Origin of the sequence: Pseudoalteromonas sp. T1lg21, assembly GCF_002964625.1 — a bacterium.
GTDB classification, from domain to species: Bacteria; Pseudomonadota; Gammaproteobacteria; order Enterobacterales; family Alteromonadaceae; genus Pseudoalteromonas; species Pseudoalteromonas gelatinilytica.
Genome location: NZ_PQBX01000010.1, coordinates 175,960 through 187,743, shown reverse-complemented (window position 1 = coordinate 187,743; position 11,784 = coordinate 175,960). Strand labels below are relative to the sequence as shown.

General features: G+C 41.8%; 11 protein-coding genes and 2 tRNA genes. 7 read left to right on the top strand and 6 right to left on the bottom strand.

All coding sequences use genetic code 11. The features are described 5' to 3' along the window. Positions 1 to 304 precede the first annotated feature (304 nt). From C2M25_RS06330 to uvrD, 4 genes are all read right to left on the bottom strand, one after another. Positions 305 to 1,153 (bottom strand): CZB domain-containing protein, encoded by an 849-nt coding sequence (locus C2M25_RS06330; protein WP_105180702.1) that lies wholly within the window; start codon positions 1,151 to 1,153, stop codon positions 305 to 307. Between the two features lie 67 nt (positions 1,154 to 1,220). Then, the gene (locus C2M25_RS06325) at positions 1,221 to 2,345 is read right to left on the bottom strand and encodes an ABC transporter substrate-binding protein (protein ID WP_105180701.1); all 1,125 of its coding nucleotides are present in this window, start codon (positions 2,343 to 2,345) and stop codon (positions 1,221 to 1,223) included. Further along, complete coding sequence (locus tag C2M25_RS06320; protein WP_105180700.1) at positions 2,308 to 4,377, bottom strand: GNAT family N-acetyltransferase; 2,070 nt, start codon at positions 4,375 to 4,377, stop codon at positions 2,308 to 2,310. Before C2M25_RS06320 ends, C2M25_RS06325 begins: the two co-directional genes overlap by 38 nt. After that, complete coding sequence (uvrD, locus tag C2M25_RS06315) at positions 4,355 to 6,520, bottom strand: DNA helicase II (RefSeq protein ID WP_063701489.1); 2,166 nt, start codon at positions 6,518 to 6,520, stop codon at positions 4,355 to 4,357. The genes C2M25_RS06320 and uvrD overlap by 23 nt, the downstream gene beginning before the upstream one ends. 259 nt (positions 6,521 to 6,779) lie before the next feature. On the opposite strand from uvrD, the gene C2M25_RS06310 reads away from it, so the two are divergent. Both C2M25_RS06310 and C2M25_RS06305 read left to right on the top strand, forming a co-directional pair. After that, the gene (locus tag C2M25_RS06310; RefSeq protein ID WP_063701490.1) at positions 6,780 to 7,004 is read left to right on the top strand and encodes a hypothetical protein; all 225 of its coding nucleotides are present in this window, start codon (positions 6,780 to 6,782) and stop codon (positions 7,002 to 7,004) included. 122 nt (positions 7,005 to 7,126) lie between these two features. Then, positions 7,127 to 7,495 carry a YacL family protein gene (locus C2M25_RS06305; RefSeq protein ID WP_063701492.1) on the top strand — a complete coding sequence of 123 codons (369 nt, stop codon included), beginning with the start codon at positions 7,127 to 7,129 and terminating at the stop codon, positions 7,493 to 7,495. A gap of 32 nt (positions 7,496 to 7,527) precedes the next feature. Here the strand turns inward: C2M25_RS06305 and C2M25_RS06300 are convergent, their stop codons facing one another. Next, the gene (locus C2M25_RS06300) at positions 7,528 to 8,157 is read right to left on the bottom strand and encodes a peroxiredoxin-like family protein (RefSeq protein WP_063701494.1); all 630 of its coding nucleotides are present in this window, start codon (positions 8,155 to 8,157) and stop codon (positions 7,528 to 7,530) included. 133 nt (positions 8,158 to 8,290) lie between these two features. On the opposite strand from C2M25_RS06300, the gene C2M25_RS06295 reads away from it, so the two are divergent. Continuing rightward, on the top strand, positions 8,291 to 8,911 hold the full coding sequence (locus tag C2M25_RS06295; RefSeq protein WP_055199370.1) for a dUTP diphosphatase: 621 nt from the start codon (positions 8,291 to 8,293) through the stop codon (positions 8,909 to 8,911). Here the strand turns inward: C2M25_RS06295 and yrfG are convergent, their stop codons facing one another. Next, positions 8,912 to 9,568: a GMP/IMP nucleotidase gene (gene yrfG / locus C2M25_RS06290; protein ID WP_063701496.1), complete on the bottom strand. Its 657-nt coding sequence runs from the start codon at positions 9,566 to 9,568 to the stop codon at positions 8,912 to 8,914. It abuts the gene before it with no gap. Between the two features lie 61 nt (positions 9,569 to 9,629). Here yrfG and nudE point away from each other — a divergent pair, with 61 nt between their 5' ends. The 4 genes from nudE to C2M25_RS06270 all read left to right on the top strand — a co-directional run bounded on the left by nudE (position 9,630) and on the right by C2M25_RS06270 (position 11,432). Beyond that, positions 9,630 to 10,202, top strand: coding sequence for an ADP compounds hydrolase NudE (nudE, locus tag C2M25_RS06285; RefSeq protein WP_171038326.1), 573 nt, complete (start codon positions 9,630 to 9,632; stop codon positions 10,200 to 10,202). Then, the gene (gene cysQ, locus C2M25_RS06280) at positions 10,195 to 10,992 is read left to right on the top strand and encodes a 3'(2'),5'-bisphosphate nucleotidase CysQ (protein ID WP_054563939.1); all 798 of its coding nucleotides are present in this window, start codon (positions 10,195 to 10,197) and stop codon (positions 10,990 to 10,992) included. Before nudE ends, cysQ begins: the two co-directional genes overlap by 8 nt. Positions 10,993 to 11,232: 240 nt before the next feature. Continuing rightward, positions 11,233 to 11,309, top strand: a tRNA-Met gene (locus tag C2M25_RS06275). Positions 11,310 to 11,355: 46 nt separating this feature from the next. Further along, positions 11,356 to 11,432, top strand: a tRNA-Met gene (locus C2M25_RS06270). Positions 11,433 to 11,784: the final 352 nt, after the last annotated feature.

Below are 11,784 nucleotides of genomic sequence, written 5' to 3'. Positions count from 1 at the left end.
TTTTAAATTCGAGCGAATGTTTGCGATATGGTTTTACTTTCATGGTTACTGGCTCCAAAAAGGTGTCTACTTTTATGGAGTCAGATCACTTTACCTAGAACCTAGAACCTAGAACCTAGAACCTAAAGCCTAAAACCTAGAGCAGAGGAAGACGCAGCACCAAACATCTCCACCGCGAGGCTGATCGCTGACGGCTGAAAGCTGATAGCTCTGTGTTGGGTTTCGCTTCGCTCTACCCAACCTACGCCAGACCTTAAAACTTTCCCCTCGCTAACTTTACTCTTTCTAACTCGCTAACTAGCGACTAAAAAAGCCCATACTCTTCGGTTTCTTCTGCTTCGTGGCGCATGAGGTGCTCAGGGCGGAAAATGGCGCTTGGGTCTAATAATAAGCTGTGTTTATGCTTCATTTTGATTAGTCCGCGCATCATGTTTTTAGTTTGCGGATCAACATCAAAACCCACAGAGGTAAGTTGGTCTAATGGTTTGATATCTTCTTTCTTCACGTTGATGTTGTCTTCTACTTTGTCGACAAGAAGGCCTATATGAGGTGTTACGCCGTCTTTTGTAGTGAAGATGATGATTGGCTTATAATCAAGAATGATCTGCTCACGTGCCGATTCAAACAGTCTAATAAGTTGGTTGAATGTTTGGCGCTTTTTCTCTGCAAATAAGCTGATTACTTTGTCGTGAGGTTGACTCTTTTGTAATTCTAATAACTCACCGGCCATGGCATGTAATTCACGGTGTGGCTTATCAAACTTGGCTAAGATACTTTGTAAGTCTTCGTTATCGGTTTCAAAGTTGTTATACCAGCGACCGAATGCACATTTGTCTGGATCTGTAGCTTTTGTAAAAGGTGCACCTGTTACTAGGCTATTTTCTAAGGCATCTAGCCAATCTAAATGGTCTTTTTCTCTTTCGACTAAAAGGTCAGATAATTCGGTATTGGTCTCTTTGGTTGAGTGATTGTTTAATACAATTCCTAAATCAAAGATAGGCGTTGGGGTTTCCATATAATCTTTAACCCCAATGAAGCTTTTATTTTCATTTGGCAACGACGTTAAATTTCCTTCGTAACGCTCAGTTAGAAGAATATCGAGAATTTTTAGTGAAATGGTCTTTTGGCCAACTCGAAAATTAATCAGATCCATATTTCCCTCAAAGCCTTGTTAAGTCTCTATAGCATAGAACATTATTGTAATTTAGTCGTAGTTTAACCTAATTACTTTTAAAATATGAGCGGTAGATTTTTTTGTTATTTCCCGCAGTGTGAGTGTTAAATAGATCAGCGAAATCTGATGTGTCAGTAAAGAGATGATTTAGCTCTGTTAGCAGACATTGATTGTTTAGTGGCGTTGGGCATTTTTGGGCAGCGCTAACCAAAGCAACGGCATTCAAATAACCTTCAAATATAATTCTATTTGCACTCGTGTGATAAGGCTCGATATCTTCAATAAACTGCTTACACCAAGGGTTTTTACAGTTATTAGGGTCGGGAACCACTTCAGTGACCATAATGTTGGTGGGCTGTTTAACTCGCTGATATAAATCATGGCTCGAAACGAAAGACACCGAAGTATAATCTGGGTTGAAGCTTTGTTTGTTTGCTGCATTAATGAATTCAGCGAGAGGCTCGTAGGTGCCGACTAAACAAATTGCGGTTGCTTTACTTTCTTTTAGAAGCGCTAAAGCTTTTGAAATATCATCACTATTGCGCTTAAACCGAGCGACTTCTACAGGTTTAATACCATGTATTTTTAACGCATTAACAAGGTTGTTTTCTACCATATAGCCAAACTCATCGGCTTGGATCATCAAGCCAATTTTTTCATGCTTACGCTCTTTCACGAAATAATTAATCTGCTCTATGGCTTCATCTTGGTAGCTCGCTCGAAGATTAAATACATTTGGCATTGAGCTGTTATGTAAAAAATCAGCGCCTGTAAATGGCATTAGAAAAGGAATGCGGTGCCTATCCAGTAAAGGTTTAATTGCATGAGCTGTTGGTGTGCCCATAGAGCCAAAAATTGCATGGATCTTTCGATCAAATAAAAACTCGCGGGTATTCACTACGGTATTTTTTGGCTCGTAGCCATCATCAGCTAATATCAGATCGATACTTTGCCCATTAATACCGTTTTCTTTGTTGATTTTATTAAAGTAAATATTACTGCCAAGCGCCAGTTGTTCGCCTATTTGCTTTGCCGGTCCTGTGAGTGCAGTGGACATGCCTAGTTTAATGGTAGGCTGTGCGTGTTCAGCTAAAGCTATCTGAGATAGCAGCAAGGTATAAATACATAAACACTTAATGGCTGTGATTTTGAAGTGATTTATAGTGAGCATACCAACCTTGCACTGCGGTTTTGAACTGTGAGTCTAAGTCTTTTTTACCTGTAAAACCGGCTTCATCGATTAAGCTATTTACAGAGGTTTGCTGTAATACTAGTCGAATAAGGATGAATTTTGTATGTTCATCTAATAAATTTAGACTAATTGGTGTGCTCCAAATCATTTGCCATAGCAATGGCTGCACTTGGAAGAGGTTAATATCACCAATTAACAGTCGCTCAGCTCTTGCATCTAAGGCAGGAGAATAGTCACTTTTTGGTAAGCTTTTGAATAGCTCTGCAATAAGCTGCCAAGGAAGCGAGCTAAAGTGACCAAGGAGTTGCAAAGACAGGTCTTGCTTAAACTCCTCTATAAAGAGTTCTGCGCTATCTGAAGTTTGCTTATCTAACGCTTTAATCACTAAAGCAGCATGTTCAGCCGTTGCTTTGTCATGACTAAATCCAAGCTTAACAACATTAAAGCCATTACTTTGCCAAAACTTAACTAACGCTGCATTGGCGCCAAAGCTGGCACCAAAATAACTGCAATTATTTAATTGGCTTTCGCAGTAGTTTAACAGGGCTGAGCCAATACCTTGTTGATGACATTCAGGTGCAACAGCTATTCTCACGACTCTCGCTGAGTGTTTACACAAGTCTTCTGTATTTCGGCTCAATTGAGTCAGAGTTTGCGCCATTAAATGACCATGTGGCCGACGCTTTCCTCTTATAACCTGCTCTGCGATTTCTGGTGTTAAGCCACCCTCAATAGCAATTAAGCAAACGGCTTTTAATGTACTTTCTTGTTTGCAGATCGATAGTTGTAACTCTGGGGCATCAAGCAATTGGCGTAAGTCGTTTACCGTAGTTTGATAATGAGCTAACGCCAATAGCGCCATAATTTGGCTAAGCAGCTGCTCATCATCAATGAGTTGCTCTTTGCTTATGCTTTCAAATTGGTAAGAATTACCACTTTGCGCTTCTAGGTACTTTGCATCGAGTAGTAATAGTTCGCGTAGGCTATTTTCGAGGGGGTCACGTTTAGCAAAACGAATAGGTTCATCCAGAGTAACTGCCTTTAGCGATTTATATTGGCTACGTAAGTAATGTAAAAAACGTAACGTGTAACCACGCCCATTTCCTTCATAACCAACCATAGTGCTGGCAAATACGATCCGTGGATAACTTTTTAGGATCTGCAATAGCATAGGAACCGGAATCGCTGCTGCTTCGTCGACAAATAACAGATCGCAATCAGGTTTTTCGTTTAGCAGTGTATCTGGCGCAATATAGCTAAGGTTAGCTAGCTGCTTACAGTTTTGCTCTTTGCTAACACCAAGCTCAGCGGCTAAATGTTTAAAGCTTGTTTGTACGGCTTTGGCTTGGGTGGCACAAATAAGGATTTTTTTATCTTGAAGACATGCTGCTGCAAGCCCTAAAGCAGCTGACTTACCACGACCTCGGTCTGCACTGATCACGAAAGGACGATTAGCGCGCCCTGTCGCGGTTTTAATAATTTGCTCTACACATGCTTGTTGTTGCTGATAATTTATCTCAGCATTTGCTGGCGAAATTGATTGGTAACTAGGAAGCGAGTGCTCAGTAAAATAATGTGGCTGCAATTTTAGCTTGGCGAAAAAGCGCTGATTAAAAAAGCTGTGTTTAACCTCTTCGCCATAAGAGGTGATACTTGTGAGTGCTGGGTCTTGCCACTTATCGTCATCGGGCAGCAATAATATCAGTACACCGCCTGCTTTTACGGTACCTGCAAGCGCGGCTAGTTTATCGGCATATAAACCGCTAAAACCATCAAAAATTGCGTGATGAAACTCTTGACCAAGAATTTGGTGAGCATGTTTTGGAAACTCACTATTTGCTAATAATGAGTTGCTACTGAAAACATAGGTATTTTTAAGCGCTAATTGGTTTGCAAACTGATAGCACCAAGTTTCGCTGCCTTGCACAAAGACAAGCTGGCGATGCTTTGCAATCACCAGCTCATTACACAGTGCTGTTATATACTCATTATAAGGCTTGAAGTCTTGCATACTGTGTTACAAGCCATTTGCTGCCTAGGTCATCAAAGTTCACTTGAATACGTGACTGTGCGCCGCTACCTTCGTAATTGAGTACGGTTCCTGCACCGAACTTAGCGTGTAATACGCGTTGCCCTAAGTTAAAGCCGCTATCTTCAAATGCGGCATGTGTTACTGACGGACTAAAACGACCTGCCGCAGGTGGTCTTGAAACCTGTGTTTTAATACGAATTTCTTCGATACAGTCTTCAGGCATTTCGCGTAAAAAGCGTGATGGGCTGTGGTATTTTTCTTGTCCGTATAAACGGCGACTTTCTGCATGGCTAATGTATAGTTTTTCCATTGCGCGAGTCATACCAACATAGCAGAGGCGACGTTCTTCTTCTAAACGACCAGACTCTTCATTACTTTGTTGTGATGGGAACATGCCCTCTTCAACACCAACCATAAATACCAGTGGGAATTCTAGGCCTTTTGCTGAGTGCAGAGTCATCATTTGCACCGCGTCTTCGTGCTCGTCAGCTTGACCTTCGCCAGATTCTAGTGAGGTATAAGCCAAAAAGCCCTGTAGTGGTGAGCTGAACTCTTCATCTTCTGGGAGTTCATATTGACCACAAGCACTAATTAGCTCTTCTAAGTTTTCTACGCGGGCACGGCCTTTTTCACCTTTTTCAGCTTGATACATTGCCATTAACCCCGAGCTTTGAATGGCGTATTTCGCTTGCTCTTCTAAGGTGAGATCGCTGATCTTATCTTCGATATGCTCAACAAGCTCTAAGAATTTAGTGACGGCACTCGCTGCACGGCCAGATAAGTGCTGCTGCTCGATAATAGCTTTTGCGGCATACCAAAGTGGCAATGACTCATTGCGCGCGCAATCACGAATGTGGCTTAGTGTTTTATCACCAATGCCGCGAGCAGGGGTGTTAATAACGCGCTCGAAAGCAGCATCATCTTGACGGTTACCCACTAAACGTAAATACGAAAGTGCATCTTTGATCTCTTGGCGCTCGAAGAAGCGCATACCGCCGTAAATACGGTATTTTAAACCTTCTTGTAGCATCGCTTCCTCGAGTACACGAGATTGCGCATTGTTACGGTATAAAATGGCGGCATCTTGTAATGCATTACCTGCATTTAGCCAGCTACGTAGTTTGCTGCTGACAAAGCGCGCTTCGTCTAACTCATTAAACGCAGCGTAAACAGAAATAGGCTCACCATCATTGCCGTCTGTCCACAGGCTTTTACCCATGCGTTCAGCATTGTTTTTGATCAGCGCATTTGATGCTTTCAAGATTGTTGCCGTTGAACGGTAATTTTGTTCAAGGCGAATGGTTTCGGCTTCGAAGTCAGTTAAAAAGCGTTTGATATTCTCAATTTTTGCGCCACGCCAGCCATAGATACTTTGGTCATCATCACCTACGATCATAATACTGTTAGTGTCACCTGCGAGTAATTTTAACCAGGCATACTGAATAGTATTAGTATCCTGGAACTCGTCGACCAGCATATGGGCAAAACGCTGTTGATAATGACGTAAAAGTGTTGGGTGGTTTTTAAGTACTTCGTAGCAGCGCAGCAGTATTTCTGCAAAGTCGACTAAACCTGCACGGTCACAAGCCTCTTGATATGCAGCATAGACTTTCAGCATCATTTGCTCATTAATATCGTAGGCTTGAATGTCTTTAGGTCGCAGACCTTCATCTTTTTTCGCGCTGATATACCAACCAAATTGTTTTGCTGGCCACTTTTTATCATCGATGTTCATCGCTTTAAGTAAGCGTTTGATCATACGTTGTTGATCGTCAGAATCTAAAATTTGAAAGCTTTCAGGCAAGTTCGCTTCACGGTGATGGGCGCGCAGAATACGATGAGATAAGCCGTGGAAAGTACCAATCCACATACCACCAACCGGTGCTTTTAAGGTTTCTTCTACACGAGTGCGCATTTCTTTCGCGGCTTTGTTAGTGAAGGTTACCGCAAAGATGCTGTATGCAGAAGCTTGCTCAACTTGCATGAGCCATGCGATGCGATGAACAAGTACTCGAGTTTTACCAGAACCTGCACCTGCAAGTACTAGCATATTTTGCAATGGGGCTGCGACTGCATCCCGTTGTTTGTCATTTAAGCCATCGAGTAATTCAGAAACGTCCATCGTTACGCCTTTTCAATCTATAATGGGTGGAGTATAACAGGTGTTTATGCAAGGCTAAATAAAATACTGTTTTTATAAACAGCTATTTGGGCAAGTCATTAAAATTGAAGTATAAAAATTGTGAATTTGACCGATTTTTAGCAAAAAAAACTAAAATCAAAATAACGTAACTTTTTAACGCTTTGATTTGTAAGCCATAATAAGTTGGCATAAAGTGTGTTTACTAAAAGTATAATCATTAAAAACTACAGAGGTTAGTATGGCAGAGCAAGGTTCTGGCGGTAATGTAATCGCAGCAATATGTAATATCTTTTTTCCTGGTTTAGGACAATTGGTACAAGGTCGTTTAATGGCGGCTATTGCATTCTTTTTAGCATGGGTTATTAGTGGTGCACTAATTTATGTTGCAGTTGGCTTTATTTTACTGCCAATCGTATACCTATGGGCGATTATTGATGCTGCGCGTTTCAAATCGAGAGTCTAGCTATTTTAAATAGCATAAACACGAGCGCCACGTTGGCGCTCGTGCTGCTTTAAAGCTACAAAACTCGCCACGTTTAGCTGCAAACGGTATAATTAGCAGATAACGTATTATGAGTACCCTCCATGGAATATCAATTTATCCGCGATCCTATTAGCGGTTTACGCATTAAAATCTCCTCTGAGCATGCAGTTATTGGCCGTTGGCTAAATGAAGAAGTCGGCAAAGAAAAAATCGCGATGGTGCAAGCGTTGATCTCTGCGGTTAAGAGCAGTCATGAGCCTTTAACCTTACAGGGTCAAGAAATTGATTTGATCTTAAGTAAAGACGAAGCGCTATTCGAAGCTCATGCATTACATCAAGACAACGAAGACTTAGTTGCCTACCAAGATGATGATTTAATGCTTGAAGAAGAAGGCCTGTGCAGTGGCTGTGGTTTTGAAGACTTTGTTGATTTAATTGAATCTTGGCAAGAATTTACACAAGGCCGATAAGCAGACGCATGGTCTGCTTATCGATTACTAAATTATTGCTCGCTCACTGATTTAACAGCGGCTAGTAATAAATCTTCTGTTAAGCGGACTTTGTAATTTGGGTTGGCGTATTGAAAATGAACTAACCCATTTGTATCTATCACGAATACTGCGGGTACTGGCAGTGCTACTTTCGCTTCACCCTCTAACGAGACAAAGTTAACCCCAAGCTTATTGCGGTAAATCTTTGCTGTTTTGTCATCTAAGTAAAACGCTAGACCTAACGTTTGCGCCAAAGTGAGGCTGTCGTCAGAAAGCAATTGATAGCTAGGAGCTGTAATTTTTGTTTCAGCGAGTTTTTCAGGGCTATCTGGTGAAACGGCAATTAATTGCGCGTTTAAATTTGCTAATTCTTTCTCAATTTTTTGCACGCTGGCCAATTGCTTTGAACAATATGGACACCAGCCACCACGATAAACAATCAGCACAGTGGTTTTCTCTTTAAAGCGCTCAGCGAGCGAGACGGTTTTACCGTATTGGTCTTTCAATTCAACATTTGGCACCGTTAAGCCAGGTAATAACGGACTAACTTGCTCTGCTGACTCGGCAATATTGGTCGCAGTTGCAGCGATAACGTGGCTTGATAGTACAAACAGTACACTAATGAATAGGGATTTAAACATGGGCTTCCTCGGTTATTTTTATCAACTGCAAAGATGACCTGATTGTTGCGGGATTTATTTCATCTTTACCTACATCAAACTCAAATTTAACTGTAGTATATAGGCAAATAAAAAATGCAAGTTGGGATAAAGAATGTCTGCTAATTTACAAAAACTCGTTGTTATGCTCGAAATGCAAAATGCGATGAATACCAAAGTTCATGAGCAATGGTTTAGCCAAGGTTTTGAATGGTATCGTGCAATTTGGGTTGAGTGTGCTGAAATGCTTGATCACTACGGTTGGAAGTGGTGGAAAAAACAAACCCCAGATACAGAACAAGTTATTTTAGAGTTAGTTGATATTTTCCATTTTGGTTTATCTTTACGTATTGATGGTGAAACCAGCTATGAGCAGTTGGCTGCGCAACTTGAAGCTGAGTTAAGTGCACCAGTTCAAGCCGATGATTTTAAACAAACACTCGAATTATTAGCCGCATCAGCTGTTGCTGAAAAGAGTTTTAATGCCGCTGCATTTGCAGGTTGTATGGCGCAAATTGGTATGGATATCGATGATTTATACCGTGGCTACGTTGGTAAAAATACCTTGAACTTCTTCCGCCAAGATCATGGCTACAAAGACGGTAGTTATATCAAAGTGTGGAATGGCCAAGAAGATAACGAGCACTTAGTTGAAGTGGTAAAAAGCCTCGATACAGAGCATGCAGATTTTGCAAAACTTGTATACCAAGGCTTAGAGCAGCGTTACCCGAAGTAATTATTTAACGGGGATAAACTCGCGAAAATCGATGGTCGATAAAAAGCCATCAAATTGCTTATGCGGTTGCTGACTATCAGGGTTGGCAACCGCAAGTATATGGCCGATACCAAACTCTTTTGCCGCATCTAGTACGGCAGGGCTGTCGTCCACAAATAAAGTCCGTTCCTTATCAAACTGCCATTCTTGGTGGACTTGTTGCCATAATGGTTGATGCTCTTTACTCACGCCATATTGGTGAGTTGAGATCACCCCGTCTAAGTAATTATCGATAGCAGTATGTTCAAACTTTAACATGGCACAATCTGGGTGCGCGTTAGTAAGCATGATCAATTGCTTGCCTGCTTTTCTCAGTTCAGTTAAGAAAGGCGGAACATCTTCACGAATTCTGATTAAATGTTGAATCTCACGTTTTAGCGCCATAATTGGTAAATCAAGTTGCTGTTGCCAATAATCTAAACAGTACCAATTAATTTGTCCGTGAACTTGTTGATAACGGTGCAAAATGTCAGCTTTTGCTGCGTCTAAACTGATTTTATGTTTACGTGCATATTGCTCGGGAATAACAGTAAGCCAGAAATAATTATCAAAATGCAAATCGAGTAAGGTGCCATCCATATCTAACAACACAGTATCGATTTTTGACCAATTTAACATAGGCAATTCACTTTAAAAGATTTATGATGAGCATAACTGCCATGATAGCAAATTAATGCCAATGACACAGAAAAAGCATCCTACACCACCGCAAATTTTGTCTAATGAAGTTGTCGCTAAAAGTCGACTATTTACTGTTGAATCGCTCGAATTGAAGTTCTCAAATGATGAGCAAAGGCAATACGAAAGAATTCGTGGCGGTGGTAGGGGGGCTGTTATGATCGTGCCAGTAACGGCCGATAACGAACTGTTATTAGTGCGAGAATATTGTGCAGGTACCAATGATTATCAGTTGGGCTTTCCTAAGGGCTTAATTGACCCAGGCGAAACACCTCAGCAAGCTGCAGACCGTGAGCTGAAAGAAGAAGTTGGCTTTGGTGCTAAACATTTCGCTGAACTTAAAAAAGTTAGCATGGCGCCAAGTTACTTTAATGCCACTATGCATATTTTGTATGCTGAAGATCTCTACACTGAAACCTTACCTGGTGATGAGCCTGAACCGCTTGTCGTTGTTAAATGGCCAATAACTGATTGGCAATCATTATTGCAACAAGAAGACTTTACTGAAGCACGAAGTGTCGCAGCTTTGCTATTATTAACAAAGTACTTAGAGTCGGGAGCGGGCAATGAATGATTTTTTAGAACCGTGTATTCGGTTAGCTGAGCAAGCAGGCGATGCCATTATGGCCATTTATCAGCAGGATGATATTGGTGCTGAGCAAAAGTCAGATCATACTCCGGTCACCAAGGCTGACTTAGCATCAAATGACGTATTAATGGCAGGTTTGAAGACCCTAGCCCCTGATATTCCAATTATGTCAGAAGAAACACCCATTCCAGCGCTGGCAGACAGAAAAGATTGGCACCGTTATTGGCTGCTTGATCCTATGGATGGTACTGGGGAGTTTATTCTGGAAAGCGGTGATTTTGCAGTTAATATCGCATTAGTTGAAAATAATCGCCCAGTGCTGGGTGTTATTCATTGGCCAGCGAAACAAGTGACTTATTTTGCAAGTTATCAAAATGGCGCGTTTAAACGTGAAAATGGCCAAGATCAGCAAATTTCGGTAGCAACACCCGATAATTTAACCTTAGCTGTAAGCCGCAGACAAAAAATTGAAGCGGTCAGCCAGTATCTAAATACTCAGTTTGCGACAGTGGCATTAGGCTCATGTTCATTAAAAGCGTGTATTATCGCTGAAGGTAAAGCGGATTGCTTTTTACGTATCGGGCCAACAGGTGAGTGGGATACCGGCGCGTCACAAGTGATTGTAGAAGAAGCCGGTGGTTGCATTACAGATGCTGAATTTAACCCGTTAACTTACAATCAACGAGAAAGCACTGAAAATCCTGATTTTATTGTGATGGGTCACCCGGATTGGGAATGGCAAAAAATGATTAGTCCTCATCAGCGTGCATTTTAGCTTTGTTTTGTGTGCTTTTTGTTCGTTTGAGTTAAATTTATCACTATAACCCTTGATTTCTAATCTTATTGCTATATGATAGCGCTCTCTTTGAAACAGGGCGTCGTTAACATGCTCATGTTACTAAGAGATTACAGGCGCGGGATGGAGCAGAATGATAAATCATTCGTCGGACTCGCTAATACCTGAAGTCGAAGGTCGTCGGTTTAAATCCGGCTTCTGGGACTCTAAACATACAGGCGCGGGATGGAGCAGCCTGGTAGCTCGTCGGGCTCATAACCCGAAGGTCGTCGGTTCAAATCCGGCTCCCGCAACCAACTTCTTAAATTAAGTGAGAAGTAAAATAAACTTAATAATTTCAGGCGCGGGATGGAGCAGCCTGGTAGCTCGTCGGGCTCATAACCCGAAGGTCGTCGGTTCAAATCCGGCTCCCGCAACCAACTGAAATTATATAATAGACACGCGAAAGCGTGTTTTTTTATGTCTGGAATTCAGGCTCAGAGCCCGAAGGTCGTCGGTTCGCTCTCAAAATTCACCCGTTAATTCTACGGGTAGGTTGGTTTGAGCGCAGCGAAACCCAACATAAACAGAGCTATCAGCTTTCAGCCGTCAGACGTCAGTTGATCAGAGCGATAGGCTTGACCTAGAACCTAGCACCTAGAACCTAGCACCTAGCACCTAGCACCTAGCACCTAGCACCTAGAACCTAGCACCTAGCACCTTTACCCCGCTAACTCGCTAACTCGCTAACTCGCTAACTCGCATCTAAATCCAACCCCTTGATATCTATCT